The organism is Halomonas sp. IOP_6, from assembly GCF_021151565.1.
In the GTDB taxonomy this organism is placed as follows: domain Bacteria; phylum Pseudomonadota; class Gammaproteobacteria; order Pseudomonadales; family Halomonadaceae; genus Vreelandella; species Vreelandella alkaliphila.
On record NZ_JAIRBO010000001.1, the window covers coordinates 670,036 to 694,297 of the forward strand.

The 24,262-nt window shown below is 54.1% G+C and carries 26 protein-coding genes; 2 read left to right on the forward strand and 24 right to left on the reverse strand.

The genetic code is table 11. The features are described 5' to 3' along the window. Positions 1 to 32: 32 nt before the first annotated feature. The 23 genes from K7H08_RS03155 to K7H08_RS03265 form a co-directional block, all read right to left on the reverse strand. Entirely contained in the window at positions 33 to 674 is a 642-nt protein-coding gene (locus K7H08_RS03155; protein WP_231657159.1) for a Shedu anti-phage system protein SduA domain-containing protein, read from the reverse strand. Between the two features lie 93 nt (positions 675 to 767). Beyond that, positions 768 to 1,442: a hypothetical protein gene (locus K7H08_RS03160; protein ID WP_231657160.1), complete on the reverse strand. Its 675-nt coding sequence runs from the start codon at positions 1,440 to 1,442 to the stop codon at positions 768 to 770. Between the two features lie 94 nt (positions 1,443 to 1,536). Next, on the reverse strand, positions 1,537 to 2,169 hold the full coding sequence (locus K7H08_RS03165) for a TRADD-N-associated membrane domain-containing protein (protein ID WP_231657161.1): 633 nt from the start codon (positions 2,167 to 2,169) through the stop codon (positions 1,537 to 1,539). Positions 2,170 to 2,224: 55 nt separating this feature from the next. After that, positions 2,225 to 2,713 (reverse strand): hypothetical protein, encoded by a 489-nt coding sequence (locus tag K7H08_RS03170; RefSeq protein ID WP_231657162.1) that lies wholly within the window; start codon positions 2,711 to 2,713, stop codon positions 2,225 to 2,227. Between the two features lie 68 nt (positions 2,714 to 2,781). Further along, complete coding sequence (locus K7H08_RS03175; RefSeq protein ID WP_231657163.1) at positions 2,782 to 3,501, reverse strand: hypothetical protein; 720 nt, start codon at positions 3,499 to 3,501, stop codon at positions 2,782 to 2,784. A gap of 881 nt (positions 3,502 to 4,382) precedes the next feature. Next, positions 4,383 to 4,817 carry a GNAT family N-acetyltransferase gene (locus K7H08_RS03180; protein ID WP_231657164.1) on the reverse strand — a complete coding sequence of 145 codons (435 nt, stop codon included), beginning with the start codon at positions 4,815 to 4,817 and terminating at the stop codon, positions 4,383 to 4,385. Positions 4,818 to 5,133: 316 nt separating this feature from the next. Continuing rightward, positions 5,134 to 6,033 (reverse strand): cation diffusion facilitator family transporter, encoded by a 900-nt coding sequence (locus K7H08_RS03185; RefSeq protein ID WP_231657165.1) that lies wholly within the window; start codon positions 6,031 to 6,033, stop codon positions 5,134 to 5,136. 100 nt (positions 6,034 to 6,133) lie between these two features. Further along, positions 6,134 to 7,024 carry a F0F1 ATP synthase subunit gamma gene (locus K7H08_RS03190; RefSeq protein ID WP_231657166.1) on the reverse strand — a complete coding sequence of 297 codons (891 nt, stop codon included), beginning with the start codon at positions 7,022 to 7,024 and terminating at the stop codon, positions 6,134 to 6,136. Next, positions 7,008 to 8,540, reverse strand: a complete 1,533-nt coding sequence (locus K7H08_RS03195) for a F0F1 ATP synthase subunit alpha (protein ID WP_231657167.1) — start codon at positions 8,538 to 8,540, stop codon at positions 7,008 to 7,010. Before K7H08_RS03195 ends, K7H08_RS03190 begins: the two co-directional genes overlap by 17 nt. After that, a complete protein-coding gene (locus tag K7H08_RS03200; RefSeq protein ID WP_231657168.1) occupies positions 8,530 to 9,303 on the reverse strand; it encodes a F0F1 ATP synthase subunit delta in 774 nt (257 codons plus the stop codon). The genes K7H08_RS03195 and K7H08_RS03200 overlap by 11 nt, the downstream gene beginning before the upstream one ends. Before the next feature lie 3 nt (positions 9,304 to 9,306). After that, positions 9,307 to 9,594, reverse strand: coding sequence for a F0F1 ATP synthase subunit C (locus K7H08_RS03205; protein ID WP_089037529.1), 288 nt, complete (start codon positions 9,592 to 9,594; stop codon positions 9,307 to 9,309). Further along, the gene (locus K7H08_RS03210; RefSeq protein WP_231657169.1) at positions 9,591 to 10,286 is read right to left on the reverse strand and encodes a F0F1 ATP synthase subunit A; all 696 of its coding nucleotides are present in this window, start codon (positions 10,284 to 10,286) and stop codon (positions 9,591 to 9,593) included. Before K7H08_RS03210 ends, K7H08_RS03205 begins: the two co-directional genes overlap by 4 nt. Then, positions 10,277 to 10,588 (reverse strand): hypothetical protein, encoded by a 312-nt coding sequence (locus K7H08_RS03215; protein WP_231657170.1) that lies wholly within the window; start codon positions 10,586 to 10,588, stop codon positions 10,277 to 10,279. The genes K7H08_RS03210 and K7H08_RS03215 overlap by 10 nt, the downstream gene beginning before the upstream one ends. Continuing rightward, the gene (locus K7H08_RS03220; protein WP_089037526.1) at positions 10,569 to 10,868 is read right to left on the reverse strand and encodes an AtpZ/AtpI family protein; all 300 of its coding nucleotides are present in this window, start codon (positions 10,866 to 10,868) and stop codon (positions 10,569 to 10,571) included. Before K7H08_RS03220 ends, K7H08_RS03215 begins: the two co-directional genes overlap by 20 nt. After that, positions 10,865 to 11,278, reverse strand: coding sequence for a F0F1 ATP synthase subunit epsilon (locus K7H08_RS03225; protein WP_089037525.1), 414 nt, complete (start codon positions 11,276 to 11,278; stop codon positions 10,865 to 10,867). The genes K7H08_RS03220 and K7H08_RS03225 overlap by 4 nt, the downstream gene beginning before the upstream one ends. Beyond that, the gene (gene atpD / locus K7H08_RS03230) at positions 11,275 to 12,675 is read right to left on the reverse strand and encodes a F0F1 ATP synthase subunit beta (protein WP_231657230.1); all 1,401 of its coding nucleotides are present in this window, start codon (positions 12,673 to 12,675) and stop codon (positions 11,275 to 11,277) included. The genes K7H08_RS03225 and atpD overlap by 4 nt, the downstream gene beginning before the upstream one ends. Positions 12,676 to 12,684: 9 nt before the next feature. Next, positions 12,685 to 13,662, reverse strand: coding sequence for a carbamate kinase (gene arcC / locus K7H08_RS03235; protein ID WP_442908333.1), 978 nt, complete (start codon positions 13,660 to 13,662; stop codon positions 12,685 to 12,687). Continuing rightward, entirely contained in the window at positions 13,598 to 14,599 is a 1,002-nt protein-coding gene (locus K7H08_RS03240; protein ID WP_125749499.1) for an ornithine carbamoyltransferase, read from the reverse strand. The genes arcC and K7H08_RS03240 overlap by 65 nt, the downstream gene beginning before the upstream one ends. Before the next feature lie 18 nt (positions 14,600 to 14,617). After that, entirely contained in the window at positions 14,618 to 15,847 is a 1,230-nt protein-coding gene (locus K7H08_RS03245; protein ID WP_231657171.1) for an arginine deiminase, read from the reverse strand. A 24-nt stretch (positions 15,848 to 15,871) separates the two neighbouring features. Beyond that, positions 15,872 to 17,320 (reverse strand): YfcC family protein, encoded by a 1,449-nt coding sequence (locus K7H08_RS03250; RefSeq protein ID WP_198349195.1) that lies wholly within the window; start codon positions 17,318 to 17,320, stop codon positions 15,872 to 15,874. A 195-nt stretch (positions 17,321 to 17,515) separates the two neighbouring features. Then, a complete protein-coding gene (locus K7H08_RS03255) occupies positions 17,516 to 19,738 on the reverse strand; it encodes a PepSY domain-containing protein (RefSeq protein WP_231657172.1) in 2,223 nt (740 codons plus the stop codon). A 24-nt stretch (positions 19,739 to 19,762) separates the two neighbouring features. Further along, the gene (locus K7H08_RS03260; RefSeq protein ID WP_231657173.1) at positions 19,763 to 20,245 is read right to left on the reverse strand and encodes a DUF2271 domain-containing protein; all 483 of its coding nucleotides are present in this window, start codon (positions 20,243 to 20,245) and stop codon (positions 19,763 to 19,765) included. A 44-nt stretch (positions 20,246 to 20,289) separates the two neighbouring features. Beyond that, the gene (locus tag K7H08_RS03265) at positions 20,290 to 20,688 is read right to left on the reverse strand and encodes a PepSY domain-containing protein (protein WP_198349199.1); all 399 of its coding nucleotides are present in this window, start codon (positions 20,686 to 20,688) and stop codon (positions 20,290 to 20,292) included. Positions 20,689 to 20,900: 212 nt separating this feature from the next. Here K7H08_RS03265 and K7H08_RS03270 point away from each other — a divergent pair, with 212 nt between their 5' ends. Then, positions 20,901 to 21,566, forward strand: a complete 666-nt coding sequence (locus K7H08_RS03270; protein WP_089037517.1) for a response regulator — start codon at positions 20,901 to 20,903, stop codon at positions 21,564 to 21,566. Continuing rightward, complete coding sequence (locus K7H08_RS03275; protein ID WP_231657174.1) at positions 21,556 to 22,884, forward strand: sensor histidine kinase; 1,329 nt, start codon at positions 21,556 to 21,558, stop codon at positions 22,882 to 22,884. The genes K7H08_RS03270 and K7H08_RS03275 overlap by 11 nt, the downstream gene beginning before the upstream one ends. Positions 22,885 to 23,206: 322 nt before the next feature. On the opposite strand, the gene K7H08_RS03280 is transcribed toward K7H08_RS03275, so the two are convergent. Next, on the reverse strand, positions 23,207 to 23,896 hold the full coding sequence (locus K7H08_RS03280) for a VIT1/CCC1 transporter family protein (RefSeq protein WP_231657175.1): 690 nt from the start codon (positions 23,894 to 23,896) through the stop codon (positions 23,207 to 23,209). Positions 23,897 to 24,262: the final 366 nt, after the last annotated feature.

Here is a 24,262-nt window from a genome sequence, read left to right on the forward strand (position 1 = left end):
CCAACTTTTATAGTTACGTATTCAACGTCTTATTAGGTCAGTAGGTTACGCCAACGCCCAATGTAATCATATTGTAACCAATTAGACTCCAAATTACGCGCAGGTAGCGATATAGGGTTTTCCTCGAAACTCCAAAAACCATCTTTAAATTTAGCATAATGTTCAACTGCGTCATAAAATACATCCGTACTATGTATTTCTATGTTACTCGATTCATTGTGGTGGCTTCGCCACTGCGCAGCTTCTTTAGATTGCCAATCACTTCTACGTCCTGCAACAAGAACATATCTGAAACGACTTACAGCACCAAACACTCTGTTCTTTTCTGCTGGTTGCTGCTGAAAGTACCTATCCCAAGACTTAACTTGTTCAATTGCATGATTCAGTGCCGATGAAGGATCTCCCGATTTATTAAAGAGCTTCATATTGGGTTTCTCAATTTCCACTAGCACCCACTCTGGGCCGTCTGAATTATCATTTAACCAGCAAAAGTCACATCTAAACTTTGACCCAAATGGAACTTCGGAAAAGTTTGGTTGAATACCAAATTTACGCTCATAGAGTGAGTGAAACAAAAATGAGTTTTTCTTCAATATACTAAGTAACTCAACTTCCGAATCATTATCAAAAGCGCTATCAAGTTGCGCCCTAACTACTTTTGCATCAAATGACATATGCACCTTTTAATTGAGACCACTAAAATGACCTAACGCCAGAGCAGACCGGTGCACTTTAGTGCGTCCGGGTGGCGCGAATTGTTATGCGATTCAAGATCGGAAATATACATCAAATTCCAGCACCTTGAGCTGCCCATCTAGATCGGGATCGAAGCGCATTGCTACTTCATAGCAGCATGAAGCACAAAGTGGGCACATGACGTGACTTCGAGATACACCGCTCCTAGATAGCAACCTAATAGCTTCTTCGTACGTTTGACCGATAGCTACATCCAACTCCGCAAACTCCCAAGGGAAGTGATAATAAAATGACTCTTTTTTTCCTCCCTTTTCCTCGCAAGCGACACACAGAGAGCGACCCGGAACATGGTGAAAACCATCGTATTTTCCTGTTTGTATCGTTTTGAGGATTTTATCTTGCTTATCACTATCAGCATGACAGCCACGCCTAAATTCTGATTCATCTTCAGGGTTGATACTGGCCTGGATACTGCAGGCCTCGCCTGTTAGCTTACAGCACCACATATCAATGGGTAGTTTGACAAAGCCTTCTGGGCAGTTGACGCTCTTCCCTCCGCCTTTCCAAGACTCAACCCAATGACGCCCCTCTCTTTCGATGGTTTCAAGGCAGAATCGGCGAGCTACTTCTATTGCATGATCTTTGTCTCTAGCCGCATATGGCAGCGACAATGATGGACGAAAGAAGGTGAGGTGAATACCGCCGTCTATGCCCTCTATGATTTTGATTAGACTTCTAACTTTCACGATCCTCGACCTTTACGTATAACGCTTGCAGCATGCGCGCCCTTGGAATAGAGCCGAAGGCGCAATGTAGTGGGCGTCGCCGTGCCTGCATTAGTTATACGGATTTCTTGAACACATTTTCCGTAATACCGTCAGCAATACTTTCATGCCCGCCAACTCCGGCGTAATAAAGGGCCAAATGAACTCGCAGTGCGTCTTTAGCTTCCGGGCTCTCAATGGTTTCACAAATTGCACGCGATTCAGCTTGCGCTCTGTCGTTGCGAAGCTTGTCGAAGAAATCACCCATTGATTTTTGCGCGTTGCGTGACTGTACAAAGAAAAGGCCTGCAACTGCATCCATTATTACACCTGCTGTGAACTGAGCCACTGTAGAGCCGGTTTCCACACCTTGGAATAGAAACGCGGCAACAACAATTACGGCAAATCCCAAAGACGCGAAAATTAAACTAAACCAAAAACTGATCTTCGACTGCGCGAGAATCTGGGAGTAATAGTTAGCAAGCTGCTCGATTTCGAAAGGGACTTCTTTCGTTTCGGACCCAGCCGCTTCGGCAAAGGCGCGCTTAAGCTCGATTACATCACTGTTGTTTCCTTCAATTTCAAAGCTTCCAAGCCGGATTTTTCTAAGCACACCGGCTTTAAGGGCACCGTATAGAGACGCGGCGGCAATTGAGGCGGTGATCCCAGCAAGAATTGACCCGATAAATTCTTGATCCAATATCGACATATTTCAATCCGTATAACGCTGCCATCACGCGCTTGTCGCGTGCATGGCCTTCTTGTTAGGGACTCTCATTACTTTTGTTTTTCGCTAACCCTATGGTGAACAACATAGGGTCGAGATTAAATGTTTCCCGCATGCCATCTACAGTAACTGAAGGCCACAACATCTCTCTCTGCACCAAGGAATCAATAGCATTTCCTGAAATTGGTAGATTGTTAGCTTGTGTCCAGGTTAGAACGCATCCTCCAGCCCCAACGAATGCCTGTACTACCTCTTTCTCTTCTTCGCTAAGACTGTCATAGGCATTCTCGGCTTCTTGCCTTTCAATCCGTCTTTCCCTACTACGCATAAAGCGTTCATGCAAAGATGCGGAAATCAGTCTGGACACCGGGAATGCGATGAGGGAGGAAAACGCCGCTATCACTACATCATCACTAAAAAGATATACCACCAGCCCGATTACCCCGGAGACAAAAGTCGCAATACTCCGGCCGAAGTCGGTCTCGCTGTAAACTCGCTCTGCCCATTTCTCAAGAGTGTCCATCATTTCCCTAACGCCGCGCTCTGCGGCAAATTTGGAGCTACGCCGAAAATTTGTCCGACAGCAGCGCCTTGTTACGTGTTTTTTGCAGCCGCATTATTGGCCTTATAAGCTTGGACCTTCTCGTAGATCTTACGAACTGTATTATCAATAATTCTTTGAGCACTTTCCCTAGAGGTGTATCTAAGCTCTCCAGGTGGTTGACCTTCATGAACCAGCTTTCTAAATAGGTCATCTCTCTGGCTTTCCAGTATCCCAGCTTGATCACATAGATCATCAAATGGGCTAGAGGCACCAGTTAGGGCAATAATCTCCGATGCTTTAAGAGGCGAAGTTAGTACAACCTCACCTTGTGAATCTTTAAAGTGAAATAAAGACTTAGCATCTTCTGGATAATTCTCTTTAAATTTATTTGCCGCCTCTATAAATTCCTGACTTTGCCACAACGCACAGATATTAATAACTACCTCTTCATCTGGCGGCTGATGTTCAAATATAGCCCCTGAGACTGCCCCTTCTTTTTGAAGATCTTTGAATCGCTCAGCAAACTCTTTGTCTATGGTCCAGCTAACGACACCCTCCTTCTTTTCGTCCTTGAGGATTATGTCAACGAGCTCCCCTTCATGCAGGAAGCGTTTTCTGTAGCAGATAGAAGGCACTTTTTTAAACGCCGGATCCAGTCCCTTTGCGGACTCCAACAACTTTTCAGATAGCTCAATCCGCCTTGATTGATCTTCCCTCCATCCTTTTTGCCAGTTTGCGATGGCACGCAGCAAATCTTCTGAAAACTTCAAATCAAGACTCCATGCTCTAATCTAATGGGACACGTAACAGCGTATTAGACGGCGCGCTCTATGATTGAATGAACGTGCTGGCACTTTTTCCCGGTAAATGCAGCCTGCTAGGTTATTCTAAGTCCATGATTTTTAAATATATTAATTTTAATTAGGATATATATCCAAAATTCGCGCGCCTACTGCATTTCCTGGCATGTCAGCTGCTAGTTGGGGTGGACAGGTCACTGAACAGAAAACTACTAGCTTCTGTAATCAAACGATGACATCGGCACCACTTACTATTGCTAGTGATTTTCACCCCCCGGCCGCAAGTAAATTGATACTCATAAACCCCAATTTTAACTTTAATTATTTTTAGCAGTATTGCCTATTCCTTTACGCCTGTGCAACCCGTACTGCTGCGACTTTAGGCCATCCTGCGCCGGAAGGCTTCGGCTCTACAGGGTCTTATCAGGAATGTCTTTCTAAACTATCGGCCAGCCGGTGGCCTGGCTTTAGAATATTTCTCTGCCTCTTGCCTGTTGAAAGTGCATAACTCCGCATGAAAACGCATGATTTTCATGCACCCATTTTTCACCAGCCAGCCCAGCAGTGGCGCGGCTTGGCGGCGAGCACAGGGGTGCATAAAAACCACTACATTTAGCGCACGGGCGGGGCGGGGTGTCGAGTGCGCGGCGTGGGTCGCGGTCGGTGTGGGGCGATTAGTTGGCCACATACCAGCTTCTTTCGCCGATGCAGCGTCCTTGCTTAGCGCAGTGTACTCGCGGCCACGGATCTTATCTTCTGAGCTGCGAAGCGATAGCGCGCCGTAGGTCGCGGTTAGGGCGAACGCCTATGACTGTCAAAACTGCCGATAGAGCGACCTTGAGAATGTTTGGTTATGAATGCGCTGTCTGATACCGCATTTCAATCAGTTGATGTTCGCCAACGACTTCTACTTCCTTGATGAACTCAAATCCAAACCTTTCGTAGTAATCTCTAAGGTAAGTGTGGGCATGGATCTCAATGGAAGTGACACCTAACTCCTGGGCATATTGCATCATTGCCTGAACAACTTTTGAAGCGACGCCCATTCCTCGACATACCTCACTGACCGCTATCCTGGCCATGGTAGAAGAGCCGTCTTCTTTCACCGTTAGCCGGGCCGTTGCAATGGGTTCACCGTTGTCCGTTACCAGCGCGTGGAATGATTTCTCATCCAGTCCATCCAGTTCCAGCTCTGCAGGAATCTGCTGTTCACGTGTAAACACCTGATAACGAATACCTTGAGCCAGCCTGATCAACTCAGAATCATTACCGATAGTGACTTCCATTGCTGTTTTTCTCCAAAACAATAATAGCTATAAATTAGCACATGCGTCTCTCCCGCTTGAACGGGTGGGCGTCAGCCAGAGCTTGGATTCCTAGCCCTAGCATGCGAACGCCCCGCACAAAGGCGAGGCGTTGGTCATACACTAGCTAGGTCATTCTTAGGCGTTATCGAGGTCATCGAGGCTGGGGGCGTCGGTAACTGTGTACTTGAATCACTGGCAGATGGTTTCATTCAGTCGATAGGCCATCGCGGCCACGGCTTCATTGCCACCACTTCTTGCCAAAACCGTTAAACTGATTTGGGACTTAGCGGCGCCCTTAACAGCCGCAAGCGGTGGGACAATTTGCGGCATAGGCCTCGCCCTCCAGTTGCAGCACTGTGTGACGGATTTCAAAACGTTCGTGCAACATATCTGTCGCCAGCGCCAGCAGCTGGTCATGGCTAACTCCACCGTCTGCCATGACCAAGTGAGCGGTGATGGCGTTGTCACTTGTGCTCATAGCCCACACGTGGAGATCGTGAACGGATACCACGCCGGGTAATTCCAGCAGTTCCGTTTGTACTTTCTCCAAATCAATTTCCTCGGGAACACCATCAAAGAGCAGATGCAGCGATCGGCGGAACAGCGACCAGGTGCCGACGACCACCACCAGTGCAATGACCAGACTCATGACTGGATCAATCCAGCTCCAGCCCTGCCAAAGATAAGCAGCACCAGCGACCACCACACCCAGGGACACCAGGGCATCGGCTGCCATATGCAGAAAGGCCCCTCGTATATTCAGATCGCCTTTGCTGCCAGCCAGAAATAACCAGGCGGTCACCGAATTGATCACCACCCCAATACCGGCTACCACCATAACGGTACCCGCGGCCACTGGCGACGGCATTTGCAAGCGATCAATGGCCTCCCAAGCTAAGTAACCCATAGCGACCAGCAGGACCACCGCATTCACAAAGCTGGCCAGGATGGAGCCTTTGCGCCAACCATAGCTGTGGCGCATATTAGGCTGCAATTGCGCCGCACCAAAGGCAGCCCAGGCCAGCAGCAGCCCTCCTACATCACTCAGGTTATGAGCCGCATCGGCCAGCAAGGCCAGGGAGCCAGTTTTCCAGCCATAAAAAGCTTCGATTATCACAAATGCCAGGTTCAGTGTTACCCCGATGGTAAACGCCCGGCCGAAACTGCGGGGAGCATGATCGTGATGGTGAGCCATCAGTTCTTTTCCTTGCGGGTAAAGGGTGTGGGGCTTTATGCGTCAGTGACAGCCTTCTTGACCATCAGTAGCATCGGTCTCCGCACTCATGGCCTTGGGTTCAGCGCGTCTTGCTGCGCAACGCCTCGAAGCCAATGATGACATCCAGCAGCTCAGTGGTGATGTCATCCTGACGAACCGACCTCAGTTGCCCTTTGACCTCGTCCAGCCGGTCGTCTACTGATTGTTCTGCCTGCTGCATCAGGGCAAGCCGTGCGGCATTTTCGGTGACCATGGCCTCCGCCGAGGCGCGAAAGACACTGGCGAAGATATGACTGCGCAACAAGGCGGCAAACAGCTCGGGTGGCGGCATTGAATAGTCGGGCAGGGAGCGGGATTCCCAGGGTCGGTCGGCGAGCCCCGCCAGGAACGCCTGCCCCAGGGGTAACAGCGGCACCAGCACCGGCTCGTGCTGCCCGCGACCGGCTCGCTGGGTAAAGGCCAGCGTGACTTTCCGGTTGTGAGGCTCGCCGTGCCCGATGTCATCCAGCCGGGTTACGATGCTGCTCGCCAGGCGTCCGATGCCATCCGCCGAGGCCGGTGGCAAAAAAACACTTTCGGGACTGAGCCCCTGCCCCGCCAGGGCATCATTCATCTGGGCGCCAACACACAATATCCGAACACCCAAGGTTGCTGCTTTTAGCGGCGCGATTTCGGTCTGAACCTTTTCGGCAAGTACCTCGTTGTAGTTACCGCACAGACCATGGTCGGAACCGAACACCACCACGATGGTGTCGACAGGTTCCGCTTGTGGCAAGGCGATGGAGCCGGTTCTGGCGACAAAGGCTCTGAGCCCACTTCGCACCGTCCGATGATAGGCCTCGATAGATCTGGCGGCACGCTCATAGGGCATGGCATTGATGGCGGAGATGGTCTTCATGGTGTGAACGATCCCGCGAATGCTGGTGAGCGTCTCATCACGGCGGGTCAGGGCTTCAAGTGTCTGCGTCACGGCCGTGCTCCGGTACACTCAGGGCGGCACGTGCCACCTTCAACAGAGAAGCGCGGTCATCCTCATCCAGAGGCAGGTTATCGGCGATTCGCGTTGCGATCCTTGTCAAGGTGTCCCCCACCGACGCCCTGACGCTTTCCATAGCAGCTACCACCTCGGCTTCCGACAGCCCGTCGAACATGCCGTCCATCGCCGCTAGCAACACCATTAGCTGCTCCACCGCCGGTATCGGGTCCCGCTCAGGCTGACGCAAAGCCGCCCGAACCGCAGTACCTCGGACCAGACGCGCCCGGGTGGCGTCATCCAGCCGGGTGCCAAAGCGGGCAAAGTCTTCCAACTCCTCGAACTGGGAGAGGGTGACGCGTAAGTTACCGGCAACTTCCCGAAACGCACGGTGCTGCGCCTTGCCGCCTACCCGCGAAACTGACACCCCGAGATCGACTGCCGGGAACTGGTTTTTGCGCACCAGCCGCGGTGACAGATAGATCTGTCCGTCGGTGATCGAGATGAGGTTGGTCGGGATATAGGCCGACAGATTTTCCGCCTGGGTTTCCACCACGGGCAAGGCGGTAATGGAACCTCCTCCGGCCTCCGGGGTGAACTGTCCGGCGCGTTCGAGCAGCCGGGCATGCACATAGAAGATGTCCCCCGGAAATGCCTCGCGTCCCGGCGGGCGCCGCAGCAGCAGCGAGAGTTCACGGTAGGACCGTGCATGGTGCGTGAGGTCATCGAAGACGACCAATACATCCTGGGCTTGATCGGCGAAGTACTCCGCCATCGTCATCGCCGCATAGGGGGCGATGTAGGCAAGGCCTGGCGCGCTCTCATCACCGGCAACTACCACGATCGTCTTCGCCATCTGTCCGCTTTCCCTCAACGTTTCGATGACTCTGGCAACCGCATCCCCGCGCTGGCCGATGGCGCAATAGATACTCAGGACCTCTGAACGGGCCTGATTAAGGATGGTATCCACGGCAATAGACGTCTTGCCTGTCTGCCGATCACCGATGATCAATTCTCGCTGCCCTAGACCAACAGGCACCGCAGCATCGATCGCCTTGAGACCGGTCGCCAGGGGGCGGCTAACAGCAGCACGGCTGAGAATATCGGGTGCCCGGGCTTCCACTGGTCGTTCGGCCACTGCGGTCACTTTGCCCTTGCCATCCAGGGGCTGGCCCGTGGCATCGACAACACGTCCCATTAGTCCCGGCCCCACCGGCACACTGATTACCTTGCGGGTACGCCAGACATCCTCTCCGGCCCTCACCTGCTCGGAAGGGCCTAGCAAAACGACCCCTAACCGATCCGGCTCAAGATCCAGCACCACGCCGCGAACCCCAGAGGCAAACACCAGCAGCTCATCCGCCAAGGCACGCCCCAACCCGGCTACCACCGCAATGCCATCCCCCACTGCAGCCACCGTGCCTACTTCGTCCAGTACCGGCGAGGGTGCCGAGCTGGCCAGCAGAAGGTCGATAAACCCCTGTACGCCAGGCAGCCGCGATTCATCCGCCATAATTGTGCACCCTGCCCGACTCGCCACTTGCTAGGCGCTCTTCCAGCAGACCCACCAGCTCGTCGGTATAGCTGTCCACCGTCCAGTCGAGCTGGATGCTGCCGATTCGCAGGACCATCCCGGGGGACTGACTGTCATCTGTGGCAAAGCGTAAGGGAAGTCGGGGCACTAACCCCTGGAGAGCGGCTTCCACCTCTTGCCGTGCGTCCTCCGGCAGCGGGGCATGAGTGGTGACAACTGCGCCTTCGGCATTGCTAGCCGCGGCGGCTAACTCTTCCGACAGCGGCGGCGCCAGCTGGCTGATGACGTGTAGGGCAATGCGCGCCTCCAGACGTTCGTCGGCCAAGTCGTGCAGCGCCCGGCTAGCCAGTTGGTAAAGCGTTTCGGCACTCGCTTTGTACAACTCCGTCGTGAAGCGTTCCTGCTCACGCGCCAGGTGCGCCTGCAAATCCAGCCGTTCCTGCTCCAGTGTCTCCCGGGCCTCAACCAACAGGGCATTCCGCTTTTGTTCAGCTTCCTGGCGAACCTGTGCCTCCAGAGCGGTTTGATCGGCCAGTAGCTGCTGTTTCTGTGTTACGAAATCCACCTCAGCAGCTTCCGCCTTCTGCTGGGCGCGTGCCGCCTCCCCCATCTGCTCCGCGATCTCGGCCTCGCGGGAATCGATGCCATTCAAAATAGGCTTGTAAAGAAAACGCTTGAGCAGCCAGACCAGCACCAGAAAATTGGCGATCTGAGCGAGAACCGTAACCCAGTCAATCGACATGGCCTAGCCTGCTGTCGTTTGGGTGGCTTGCATAAACTGATCCAGGAACGGGTTGGCGAACAGCACGATCATCGCCACCACAAAACAGTAGATCGCGGTAGATTCGATCATTGCTAGGCTCACGAACAGGGTTCGCGACAGCATGGAGGCCGAGTCCGGCTGCTGAGCGATGGCGTTAAGAGCGGCCGCTGCGGCGCGGCCTTCACCCAGCGCCGGGCCAAGGGCGCCGAACGACACTGTCAATCCCGCAGTGAAGATAGAAATGGCCGCAATAAAGGCTGCATCTGTCATTGATCTTCCTCCTTGTTTTCTGGTTTCTTGACAATGGCCGTTGCCGACGAGATATAGACGGTCGCTAGGATGGCGAAGATGTAAGCCTGGATCAGACCGGTCAGCAGGCCCAGCACGTCCATCACTACGGGAAAGAAGAACGGCGCCACGCCGAGCAGTATGCCGGCGATGACCGCGCCGCTCATCACGTTGCCGTAGAGGCGGATGGCCAGCGAAATGCCCCGAGAGAACTCACTGATGATGTTGAAGGGCAGCATGATGACCGATGGTTGGATGTAGGTTCTCAGGTAACCGCGAATGCCCTGTTGGGTGATGCCAAACAGCGGGACGGCAATCAACACCGCCAAGGCCAGGGCGGCGGTAGTGGAGAGCGAAGCCGTAGGCGGCGTGAAGCCAGGCACTACGAGTAGTAAATTTGATAATGCAATGAACAGAAACAGCGTGCCTGAAAAGTACAAGACATGGCGAGACGACTGCGGCGAGATTTCCTCGATCTGCCTCTGTATCCCGGTGACGATCACTTCCAGGGTGGTTCGCCAGCGATTTGGCGGTACATCCGGCCGTAGTCTCCGGGTCACGAGGATCGAAGCGCCGGTCAGCAAGGCCATGAGAATCCAAGTGTTGACGATGGTTTCATTAATACCGAGGCCCCAGAGAGTGAAGACCGTCGTTTCGTCGGGTGTCAGTTGCATTTGGCCTCCTTCACCCGGGGTAACCGGGCCATTAGGGTGGCGGTGAAACGTACGATGAAGAAGGCCAACACATAACCAGCGAACGCCCAACCCAGAGTTCCCCCATCGGTCACCAGCCAGCCTGCCAACAGCAGCAGGCCGATCCGTAGCGCGGCACTAGGCAGCAGGAAAGAGACGGGGCGTGTCAGGCGCAGCGCCAGACGGACACTCAGTGCCAAGCCCAAGAAATACAGGATACTGACGGTAACACCGGTGCCAAAGCCGATGATCACAGCATGCCAATCAATCATCATTACGGTCACTCCCGCTTTCCTTGCTGACCCAGGCCCAGGCAATGAAGCCGCCGAGGGCTACGCCACCCAGAATCAAGGCAATGGTCCACTGAAAATCCTGCGGCATGTTGCGATCAAGCCACAGGCCAAAAAAGGCGCCTGCCACGGTGGGTACCGCGATCGACCAGCCGATCATGCCGAATACACCCAGGCCCCGCAGGGGACTCGTACCGGGCTCCTCCCGTGCCTTTCTCAGACGTCTCGCACGACGGCCGATGTCATCCACCGGAGATTTTCGCGGCTTGGTCATGGCGTTTTGGGTCGCTGCAGATCGGCAAACCGCCGCACCATGCCCGCCTCTAAACGCGCCAGGGCGGAACGTGCCACGCGCTCATCTTCATCTACCTCAATAAAGTTTCTTTGCACGGTTTCCTTCAGCGAGGCCAAATCCGTTCCCTGGACACCTCGCCGGATAGCAATCTCGACCTGATGGCCCTTTTTCACCAGTATCCCCTCGTCGATGCCAAATATCTGCTCCTCACCATCGGCTAGAGTCAGGATTAACACCGAAGGCACCAGGGCGGTGACGAAATCGATATGGTTTGGCAGCATCCCGAAAGCACCGTTTTCCGCCACGGCAAACAGCCGACTTGCCGGGCCCTGATGCAGGGTCATGGCTGGCAGTCTCAAGGTCACCTGCATCATGGTTGACTGGCTCATACCACCGTCTCCAGATCGGAGAGTGCGCCGATCATGTAATAGTCGCTTTCGTTACGCTCAAAATGGGTCTGGTTCAGGATGGTTTCACAACCCTCTAGGGTCTCAACGGTGGTCACGCGTCGTCCCTCGGTACCGGTAAAGGCCGCCGTGGTGAAGAAGGGTTGGGTCAGGAACCGCTCCAGCCGGCGAGCGCGGGCAACGGTTGCCCGGTCAGCGGCTGACAGTTCTTCAATGCCCAGCATGGCGATGATATCGCGCAGTTCCTCATATTCGGCCAGGGTTCGGCGCACGCCCCGAGCGATGTCATAATGACGCTGCCCCACCACCGACGGCGTGAGCATTACTGAGGACGAGGCCAGGGGATCAATGGCCGGATACAAGCCTTCACTGGCGCGTTTACGGGACAACACGACCGAGCCCGAAAGATGAGAGAAGATATGGGCAGCGGCTGGGTCGGTGAAATCGTCGGCGGGCACATAAACGGCCTGGATCGAGGTGATCGCTGCGCTGCGAGTGGAGGTGATTCTTTCTTCCAGCTCCGCCAGCTCGGTCGCCAAGGTCGGCTGATAGCCCACCCGCGAGGGCATACGACCCAGCAGCCCAGATACTTCAGAGCCCGCCTGGACAAAGCGAAAAATATTGTCGATCAGCAGCAACACATCTCGGTGCTGCTCATCGCGGAAATACTCCGCCATAGTGAGAGCCGTTTTGCCAATCAGAAACCGCACACCTGGCGCCTCGTTCATCTGCCCGAATAGCATGACAGTGTTATCAAGTACGCCAGCCTCGCCCATTTCACGGTAGAGTTCTTCCGCCTCACGGGAACGTTCGCCGATGCCGCAAAATAGGCTCACCCCCTTGTATTGCTGCACCGTATTGTTGATTAGTTCGGTGATCAGCACGGTCTTGCCCACACCAGCACCACCGAACAGGCCAGTCTTACCGCCTCGTTCGATGGGAGACAGTAGGTCGATGGCCTTGATGCCGGTCTCCAGTACTTTACTGCGAACGACACGATCTTCCAGCCGTGGCGGTGCTTGGTGAATGGCGCGGCGCTCCACCGTCACTGGTGCGGGCTTGCGGTCGATAGGCGTACCAAACACGTTAAGCATGCGGCCCAGGACAGCGTCGCCGACCGGCACGCTGATCGGAGCGCCGGTGGCCCGAACCGACATACCTAGCCCTAGCCCCCTGACCGGCCCCAGCGCCATGCAACGAACGATACCCTTATCCTCAAGGCCGGCAACCTCCAGGGCTGTTTTCCCGACATACAAGAGCTCCCGGATAGCAGGTACCAGCTTCGCGAACTTGACATCGATGACACCCCCACGAATGGCGACAATAGTCCCGGTGTCATTGTCTGGTTCGACCCGGTCGTGGGCGTCATGTTGAGTCATCATCACGTACTATGCATCGGTAGACACCCGCGTGCCTGCCGATCCTTCAAGAATGGCAATGGCATCCTGCAGCCGGCCAATGCCGCTGAGCCCCCCTGCTTCAGCAAATTCACAGGCGGCACGCAGTTTGGGGCCCATGGAGCCAGCAGGTAATTCCAATGCTCGCGCCTCAGCCACCGTCAATGCGGAAACCGGTGTCGCCTGATCGGTGCCAAAGTCTCGGTAGACTGCATCCACATCGGTCAACAGGAGCAACGCATCCGCCCCCAGTTTTCTGGCCAACAATGCGCTGGCGGCATCCTTATCGATGACCGCTTCAACGCCCATCAGGCTGCCGTCTTCCTGCCGCAGCACCGGTATTCCGCCACCGCCGGTGCAGATCACGACCACGCCCTGCTCCAGCAATAGCTGCAGCACGCGCAGATCGGGTATTTCGAGGGGTTTGGGAGAGGGCACCACACGCCGCCATTTGTCACCGTCCGGCGCAATACTCCAGCCCGCACCAGCCGCCCGGCGCTCAGCTTCCTCGCGCTCATAGACAGGCCCGACAAACTTGGTCGGTTTGGCAAAAGCCGGATCTTTCGGGTCTACCACCACTTGCGTCAACAGCGTCGCGACGGGCCGGTCATGCTCCAGTGCATTCTCCAGTTCCTGTTCGATCATATAGCCGATCATACCTTCGGTTTCCGCGCCCAGAACATCCAGCGGGTAGGCTTCATCCGGCTTGTAGGACGCGCCCTGCAACGCCAGCAACCCCACTTGCGGCCCATTGCCATGGGTAATCACCAGGTCGTGTCCGGCTCGAACGATATCCGCCAGCGACAGTGCCGCCGTTTTCACATTGTTGCGCTGAACCACCGCAGTCAGCGGCTCGCTGCGTTTCAGAAGAGCGTTACCGCCCAAAGCTGCGACCACCAACATATCAGTCTCCCAGGGTCGCCACGAGGACGGCTTTGATGGTATGCATCCGGTTCTCGGCCTGATCAAAAACAATGGAGGCCGGACTTTCAAATACTTCGTCAGTCACCTCCATGGCATCAATGCCATGAGCCTCCTGAATCTCTTTGCCAACCACTGTTTCGGTGTTATGGAAAGCTGGCAAACAGTGCATGAATCGCACCCGAGGATTGCCGGTTTTCGCCATCAGGGCCGCATTGACTTGGTAAGGCATCAGCAGCTTGATGCGTTCGGCCCACTTTTCTTGTGGTTCACCCATCGAGACCCAGACATCGGTATAAACAAAGTCGACACCGGCAACGGCGGCGTCAATATCATCGGTGATGGTGATGCGCGCTCCAGTTTCCGCCGCCAGCGCCTTTGCCTCGTCTTGCACTACCTGTTTCGGCCAACAGGCCTGAGGCGCGCACAGCCGCACGTCCATACCCATTTTGGCGCCACCGATCAGCAAGCTATCGCCCATGTTGTTGGCGGCGTCGCCGATAAACACAAAGGCTATCTCGCGCAACGGTTTTTCCACATGCTCCTGCATGGTTAGTAAATCTGCCAAAATCTGGGTCGGATGGAACTCGTTGGTCAGACCGTTGTAGATCGGCACGCCAGCGTACTGCGCCAGCTCCTCCACAACCGACTGCCCGAAACCTCGATACTCAATGGCATCGTAGACCCGTCCAAGCACCCGCGCGGTGTCTTTCACCGATTCTTTGTGGCCTATGTGGGTGCCAGTGGGCCCCAGATAAGTCACTCGCGCACCCTGGTCATAGGCGGCCACCTCGAACCCGACCCGGGTTCGCGTGGAATTCTTCTCGAAGATCAGCGCGATGTCCTTGCCCTGCAGCCTTGGCACCTCCGTGCCGGCGTACTTGGCGGTTTTAAGATCAGCGGACAACTTCAGCAGGAAACTGATTTCGCGCGGCGTAAAATCCCGCAGCGTCAAAAAATGTCGGTTCTTGAGGTTAAATGCCATGGACCTTCTCCTTAGCAGTCAGACAGCATCCCTGATGGTTGGGCAACTCATGCAGCGCCCTCCGCCTCGGCCCCGGCCCAGCTCTGCGCCGGGTATGGCCAGAACTTCTATGCCCGCTGCTTCAAGCGCAGCATTGGTATCGTCGTTGCGGTCATAACCCACCACCACCCCGGGGCTAAGTGCCAGTACGTTGTTACCGTCGTTCCACTGTTCGCGCTCGCGCTCTTTCGGGCTATCCCCCCCCGTGGGCACAACCTCCAGCGCCGGGAACCCGAGAATCTCAGCCACCACCTCAAACAGATGTCGGCGATCCTGCTTAAAGGCCAATGTTTTGCCACCCTCGCCGGGCCTCAGGTCATAGCAGACCACGGCATCCGCCACCTCCTTGAAGGCCGTCACTACGTTGCCACCACAGAAGGTGAATACCGTATCCAGGTGCATGGCTGAGCGGGATTTGGGCAGTTGGCAGGCAATCACCCGATCGACCATGCCGCCATCGAACAGAGCCTTTGACAGCTGACCAATGGCCTGGGGCGAAGATCGCTCACCCATGCCCACCAGCACCGTGCGATTACCTAGTGGCATGATATCCCCGCCTTCCAGGGTGGCTAGGCCATGGTCTTGCAACGGATCCCCCCAATGCACCGTCACCTTGCCGGCAAATTTCGGGTGAAATTTATAAATAGCGGTCATCAGCAGGGTTTCTGGCTGGCGGGCAGCCCAGTGCATCGGGTTCAGTGTTACCCCGCCATAAACCCAGGCACTGTTATCCCGGGTAAACAGGAAATTCGGCAGCGGAGGCAATACAAATCCGAATGGTCCGAGATGGTTACCAAACAGCCCCGCCGAATCAAAAGGCAGATCCGTTACCTCAAGACCTCCGATCAGAAACTTCGCCAACTCACCACCGGGCAGCTCGTCCATCCAGGCCCGCAGATCCGACACCATGCCAACGCCGATATGATTCCAGTTAATCCGATGATCCAGAATCCAGCCCCGTCCTTCGGGAATCTCCAGCGTTTGTGCCAGTAGCTCATTGACATCCAGTACCTCAGTCCCCCTGCTGCGCATCAGATTGGCAAACACATCGTGATCTTTTTGCGCCTGCTTAACCCAGAACACATCATCAAACAGCAGGGCGTCGCAGTTTGACGGCGTTAGCCGCCGATGGGCCAGCCCGGGCCGACAGACAATCACCTGGCGCAGAGTTCCGGTTTCAGAGTGCACTCCAAGAGTTTGTTCCGACATGACAAAATTCCTTTTAACCAGTGTTCAAAACAGTGTCCCGATGCTGATAATCACGCTGATAAACACGGTCAGAATAAGCAGCAAAGGCCAGATAAAGGCGAGCCAGCGATCGTAGGACACCCGCCCGATGGCAAGTCCGCCAACCACCACCGCAAAGGTGGGGTTGATTAGATTGACCAGCCCGTTGGCAGCCTGGAAAGCCGTCACTACCAGATCGCGCCCCACATTGGCGAAATCCGCCAGCGGTGCCAGAATCGGCATGGATAGGACGGCCAGCCCGGAGGAAGACGGCACGAAGAAACTCATGCCGACCTCAATCCAGAACATGAGGTTGATAAACGCCAGCTCCGGCAGACCACCCAGCGAGGTTTCTGCGCTGTGCAGAATGGTATCGGCAATCATACCCTGCTCCATGATCACCACGATGCCACGGGCGAGGCCCACCACCAGTGCAACTCCGAGTAAATCCCGAGCGCCATCGACGAAACTACCGGTCAATTTCTTTTCGCCCAGCCGGGCAATGAGGCCAATCACAATGGCAGCACCAAAGAACAGAGCTCCCATACGCGCCATCCACCAGCCCTGGGAGGAGACGCCCCAAATCATGATGACAAAAGTCAGTCCGAAGATAATCAGCGCAATGATCTGAGTCCGGGTCAGGCTTGCGCTATGGCTCTCTTCATCGTGCCCTTGCAGAAACAGTTGACGGTGGGCGTCCCACTGCTTGGCCACCACCGAGCGTGAGGAGTCGGCTTTGACACGGTGGGCATAGCGCATGACATAACCGATGCAGATCAGCAGGCCACCAATCAGCAGGATAAAACGCAGCACGATACCATCGGTAAACGGTATGCCTGCGGCGTTAGCCGCGATAACGGTGGCAAAGGGATTGATGGTGGAGCCCAGTACACCGATCCCGGCGCCGAGCAGAATAATGGCAACACCAGTAACAGTGTCGTATCCAGCCACCAGCATCACCGGTATCAGGATGGCGTAGAAGGCGAGTGTTTCCTCCGCCATACCATAAGTCGTTCCACCCAGGGCGAACAGTGTCATCAAGATAGGGATTACCCAGATTTCGTGGCCCTGCAAATGTCTCATGGCACTGCGAATACCGGTATCGATGGCGCCGGTTGCGTTCATTACCCCCAGAAAGCCCCCCAGGAACAAAACGAACAGCGCCACATCAATGGCATTGGCCACGTAACTGTCCGGATCGTAGAACCCGGCGGTGGGAGCCAGCATAACCTCGACCGCGCCCTGGGGATTGGGGTCAACGGTTTGATAGGTGCCGGGCACGGCCACTTCGCGCCCGACCTCCTCATTCATGACACGATCATATTGTCCGGCCGGAATAATCCAGGTCAAAGCAGCGACGACAATGATCAGGCCGAAGAGGATGGTATAGGCAGTCGGGAACCGCGAGGCGAGATCACTTTCCGATACAGGCGTTGACTTATCATCCTTAGCCATGGTGCGTCTCCTTTCGTCAACTTCACACTCAAAGCCTTTCTGAGCTTCTAAACAACTCGGCAGTCAGCGGCATTGCCCAGCTCAAATCTGCTTGAAAAAGATAGTTCACCGACCGCACTTGTACGAGGAGTTTCAATCAGCGCAGCACCGTTAGTTGATCGAGATCAATATCGGCGTATCAGTTGCCTCATCATTTCAATAAACGTCTTCAAGGTATCGTCCTTGGGACTTTAGCGTTGCAACGTCAATAGCTAACGGCCTGAGAATATCTTCCAGAGCCTGCTTAACCCCAGCAGCCATCCCTCTGCCACCACAAACCAGAATCTGAGCGCCAGCATCGACCATGCGACGCACCGCTATCTGATCCTGTCTAAGCTTATCCTGAACGTAAACTCGCTGATCAGACTGAGAGAATGCCGTACTGAGCCCGGTCAAACGGCGGTCGTTGAGATAATTACCCAGTTCGGGTTGATAGAGAAAATCCGATTCTGCATTGCGCCCACCCCAATATAGATACATCGGATTGCGGGCGGTATTACGGCGAATAAACCCCGCCAGCGGGCCAATCCCAGCCCCCGCCCCAATCAAGATAGTCGCATGACTCCCCATCGCTGGTCGAAATTCGGGATTATGACGAATAAAGCCATTGATAGAGTCCCCCGATTTAAGCCCGTGAAGATAACCAGAACACAAGCCGCCGGGCTGTCTGCGGACACATATCTCCAGTAGCCCGTCTGAATCAGAAGATGCCAAAGAATAGAACCGAGCGGTCTGCCCATTAGGAGGTATAACGCCAAGCAGATCGCCAGCTTCAAATAGCGGTAGCGAGCTTTTTCGCGAGAGAAACGTCGACCACCGACCCTGCTTCGCGCCTGTCGCTTTGAAACGCATGATACTGGTCGGCGCCTGAACAGCCAGCCCATAATCCGCGCGCTCTACCAATTCCAGCGTTACCGTCGCTGGTGGCAATGGCTCATAGGTAAGCGTAAATGGAACGCCTATCTGCTCGCTGATTCTGTCGCCCCATTCACTGAATTGCGCAGCATTGCACCGATCAATCCGTTCGAGGGAATATAAGCGTGCCAGCCCTTTTTTATCCAGCGCGACATCCACATCCACAGCAAACTGACAAAATTTCGGGAACTGGCGGTCGCCAAAACCCAACACCGCGTATTTCAGCGCTTTCTTATCCTCGAAATCATTAAGCTTGGTCATAAACCGCTGTGCTGTCCCAGGTGCATCGCCGTCACCATAGGTCGACGTCAGCACAAACAGCATGGACGCCTGTGGATAGTGATCAGCCAATGCGTTCATCTCGCTGCAATGCACCTGAAAACCTGCTTTTTTCAGGCTCGCCTGAAGCTCACGGGCAAAGCCCCAGGTGGTGTTACCTTCAGAGCCGACGAGAATAATGATATCCGCCTGAGCAACATCGGCGTTATCCAGCATCAGCCCTGATGACCGCCGCCGTTGCCACCAGATGCTCACCCCAGTCAATGAAAGCACCGGTACGGTAAGCGCCGACGCACCCAGTATTAGGCCCAACCACCACAGCCCCTCACCGGTATGCAGACTGACCATCCATTGTTGGAACACGCTACCCTTAGAGCGCGGCTGATACTTCAGCAGCTCGCCACTCGCCTGATCGACAAACCCAGCTCCCTTTCGGGTCGTTAGAGAATAGACATCCTGGATGTCACCCTGATAAGGAAACACCAATTCGTGCAGATCACTGAGGTCAACATTCTTGAGGGCATTCAGGCTTGCCACCGGTGCTGGCTGCCCGCCCGAGACCTCAGCCGGAAAGATGGGCTCGGCCTCAATAGGTTCGGGCAATAGACCAAAACGCTGTGCTGACATATAGCTGCCAGTCAATGCCGACAACAGCAACCCAAGAACGGCAAATCGCGCCAGTTCAGCGTGAATACGTGTGCCACCGGAACCGGTTAATGGCTTTAACAGTCCCTTCCAGCCACCGCTACGCCGAACCAGTAGCAAAACTCCCGATATACACAGCAGTACCATCACCGCGGCCATGATTCCAGCCAGCATTCGCCCGGCGTTATCAAGCAGAAGCGAACGATGCAGATCCTTCATCCAGATAAAAAACACCGAAGGCTCAAAGGGTGCAATGCCCTCTCCGGTCAACGGGCTAACTAGGTCTGCTCCAGGCTGGCCATCGCGGTAGTAATAGACGATCACCTCACCAGACGCGCCACGCACGATCTGCTCGGTTCCCGGGTAATGGGTCACCACCCGCCCTGCCAGTTCAGCCACGCTCACTTCACCAGCAGCAGGAATCATTACTGCAGCGCGATCCATCGCAGGTGCTAGTGCCAGAATTGCTCCCGAAATGGTCAGCACCGTAAGAATCAATGCGACAAGCAGACCAGGGAGTCCATGCAGCCGTCGTAACATAGCGCTATCTCCTGCTCACACTTGTCAAAGGTCATATTGAAACGATTGAATATAACCACGCCCTGCCTGCGGTTGTCCGGCGCTTTCGCTGGTTAGCGGCACGGCGATGTCGTCACGATGATCGCGCATATCTTCAACGGCAGTATCAATCCGTATCTCGTAGCCACTGTCGATCAATGCATCATCTAGATCTAGGTTGATTTTCAGAGTGCGCCCACTGGCTAAACTCGCACCGGTTAGACCATCATATTCGACCGCATTCAACCCACTCCCACGCGCCCAGCCACTCAAGTGACTGTAGTATTTGGATTTTTCCCCAGCTACCCAGAGAGTCCCTTGATACTGTCCCTCCCCATCAGCAAGGTACAGAGCCAGATACGCACCATCGCCACCGTAGTTCTTCATCTCAATCGTAAAAGTTACTTCACGCGCCTGAGCAAAAGCAGGCATGGCTAAAGCGCTGGCGAGTGCGATGACCAAGCCAACGGCTGATAAAATCTGTTTCATCTTCGCTCTCCTGATAAAAGGGTGGTCAGCAAAAATCTTTCCGGTCATTCAACCGTTACGCTGGGGCGTCCACTGACAATGCCATTACGAGGTACTGCCGAAGGATTACTGCCCGGCGTACCTTCACGTTTTTCGCTGTTATTGCGGTAACGATCGTCATCGTTATCTTCGTCGTCATCCTCTCGTTCCAATTCCATCAACATCAGTGATGCGGGAGAAAACGATGCTTCCGCACGAAAGCCCCCAGGTGCCTCCCCCTTCACTTCATAACAACCGTCGTCCACCTTGATGCGGTATACCGTCCAGCCTTCAGCTTCCAGTTTTTGGCGTAAATTTTCCTGGGGCTGCCAGTTGGTCATCGGATCATTACAGTCATCATCTGCCAGCAGCGATGCGCTCATGAAGGCTAAGGCAAGGCTTAAAACCACTGTTTTCGTCTTCATTTGATATCTCCTCGAGAGGTCACAACGCGTACGTTATGAGCTTTACCTGACACTGACCTGAACGCGGCTAATAATCCGCAGAAAGCTGAAATGCAGGCTGTAAGCAAGACAGACAAAAGAACAGACATGGCCGTGTTGTTCAGGCCAATGTCAGGTACTTGCGGTAATATCTTTTCCACAAGAAGATATGAAAGTGAGATAAGAGGTGAATAATGCGGGTACTACTGGTTGAGGACACGGTCGGCCTTGGCGAAGCGGTTCGCGATCAGATCGCCGATGACGGTCACGCAGTAGACTGGGTACAAACCCTGGGCTTTGCCGATGCCAGCGTTAAGGCCACTGCCTACGACCTTATCCTGCTCGACCTTATGCTGCCGGACGGCCATGGCCTGACTTTTTTACGCAAGCTCAGGACCGCTGGAAATTCAGCACCTGTCATTATTCTAACGGCCAGAGACCAAGTCTCTGACCGAGTAGAAGGACTTAACGCCGGTGCCGACGACTATCTGATAAAGCCCTTTGATCTTTCTGAACTTTCTGCTCGGGTATCAGCGGTAGCTCGTCGTTACCGGGGCAATCCCAATCCAATCATCCATGTTGGGAACCTGGTGGTGGATCTGAACGATCACCGCATTCATCGCAACGGTCAGCCTGTCGAACTTACTGCCCGAGAGTGGGCGATTTTCGAAGGTTTCATCCAGCGACCCGGCATTTTATTGTCACGCTCACAGCTTGAGGATCGCCTCTACGCATTCGGGGCAGAAATAGAAAGTAATACCATCGAAGTTTATGTCAGCCGTTTGCGTAAAAAGCTGGGGCACGATGCTATTGTCACGGTGAGAGGTATGGGCTACCGACTGGAAATACATGGCCAATAAAAATAGTTTACAAAAACGCCTCGGCGTTGGCCTCACCCTGGGCGTCACTTTACTCTGGTTGTGCGGTGTGACGGCCTCTGGACTTATCGCACAACACGAAATGAATGAAGTTTTCGACAGCGCCCTTGAAGAAACCGCCCAACGCATTCTGCCATTGGCCGTTACTGACATTCTGAACCGAGAAAACAATTCGAGAAATCGAATAGCACCCACCCTAAAAAAGCACGACGAATACCTCACTTATTTGGTGAGAGATAGTCAAGGCAACCTATTATTACAATCTCACGATGCCGACCTCAGCGCTTTTAACGCATCTCCTCTGGAAGGATTTTCAAATACCTCTACACACAGGATATACGGAGCATCCGCTGTTAGTGGCACCCTCTTCATAGAAGTAGCCGAGCCGCTAACCCACCGACACGAAGCCGCCCTGGAAGCAGGCTTGGCATTGCTACTGCCACTGATATTGTTGATTCCGATTAGCCTGTTGGGGGTCTGGTGGATTGTCCGCCGCTCGTTGCGGCAAGTGGTTGAATTCAAGCAATCGATAGAATCCCGAGGGGCGGGAGATCTTACTCCCTTAGCGGCTGATCAGTTACCTAGAGAATTTGAACCCATCGCCGCCGCAGTCAACCGCTTGCTGGAACGATTACAGCGTGCGCTTGAGGCTGAGCGCAGCTTTACGGCTAATAGTGCCCATGAATTACGCACCCCTTTGGCAACGGCGCTTGCCAAGGTTCAACGTTTGAAAACCCTGCTCCATAGTGACGCGCTAAGGGATAATGTTACTGAAGTAGAGGTCGCACTGCGTAGCCTATCAGCACTCTCGGAGAAACTACTCGAACTGGCCAAAGCCGAAGGCGGTGGCGCTATTGCGCAACGTACGCACAACTTGGTGCCCATTCTGGCCCTGATAGTGGCGGATTTTGAAAGCCAGACTCCGGGAAGAATTTCACTGACACTGCCCGCGGGAGAAATGAACTCTTTTCTCGACCCTGATGCCTTCGCCATTCTGGTTCGAAATCTGATCGAGAATGCGATCAAACATGGCTCACACCAACATCCTGTGGAGGTCATCCTATCCGCTGACGGTAACTTTCGGGTACGCAATAGCGGAAATATCGTGCCAGCAGATGAACTCAACCTGCTACGTAACCGCTTTACTCGCTCAAAAACCGATGCGTCTGGCTCTGGTCTCGGTCTCGCTATTGCAGATGCCATTGCCACAGGTGCCAACATACATTTACACCTGCAGTCTCCTGCAAAAGGCAAACAAGATGGATTCGAAGCTGATCTTAATATCGCCGATGCAAAATAAAAAATTAATAAAGCACCCTACAGCAGCTAAATTTAACTAGGAAACTCTTGCGCTAAGCGTCCGTTAATTTTGGTACTCTGTAGCTATCATCTGATTTTGTTCAACGCGGGAATATTGATATCGAGTGTTTAAGCCAGATTGCCGAAACGCCTGCATCGCATGGCAACCTGTTCACAGCGTACTGGAACTGCTGGATATATCGACGATGGTCTACCAGAGCGAGCTGGACATCAGCCAACGGTGTTCAGTCTAGGGCTGGCAATTGCTTATCCATAACCACGAAGCACCGCCTTGAACGAAAACCAGCCTTATCCAACTAACGTTATGCAACGACGCCGAAAATCCGCCCGACACCTGCCGTTAATGCCATGGCTAAAGCCCCCCAGAAGGTTACCCTGATAGCGCCAATCATAGTGGAGGCACCGCCTGCACGAGCAGCCACGCTACCCAGAACCGCCAGAAAAACTAATGATGAAAGTGCGACAAGCACAATAAGTAGATGCACAGGTGCTAACCATGCGATCCCTAACGGCAACGCCGCACCTACTAAAAAAGACCCTGCTGACGACAAAGCAGCCTGTATTGGCCGTGCGTTGCCATCGACAGAAATGCCAATTTCATCCCGGGCATGCGCACCAAGTGCATCGTGTTTCATTAATTGTTCTGCAACCTGTTGTGCCAGCCGAGGCTCTACACCTCTTTGTTCATAGATGTCGGCAAGCTCTTGCTGCTCGAACTCAAAATCATCTTCCAGCGATTTTCTTTCCAGTGCTACGTCTGCATTTTCAGTATCTGACTGGGAGCTTACGGATACATACTCACCCGCTGCCATGGACATAGCGCCTGCCACTAAACCAGCAACGCCTGCTAAAAGAATACTCTCTTGTGACGCTGAAGCTGCTGCCACGCCAATAATAAGGCTCGCTGTAGAAACGATGCCATCATTGGCACCAAGCACAGACGCACGCAACCACCCGACGCGATTAGTTCTATGAATTTCGTGATGGCTCAAGGACGTATCTCCTATCCTCATGGATGTGTTTGATACTCGGAAAAACCGATTATCTGCTTACTAAAAACAGAGAGCTAATCGCAAGAAAGAACGGCCAAAACAGGAGACTTCAATCGCGTGGAGTTAAAGGACTTCGTATGGTTGGATCAATTGGGAGTAGTCATGCGGTATCCAAAGTGATGCTGAGCACACCATTAATGCGACTAGGCCCATTGAAAAACCCAACGTGGGTCAAAGTGTAGTGCGGTTATTAACGATTAACCACATGATGCCCAATCCCAAAATAAGCTAGGGCTGGCCGTCTGGCTGGCACTCGTACTTAATTAGCCCTGCTGATGGAAGCAGCTTATACGAGCTTTTAAGCAA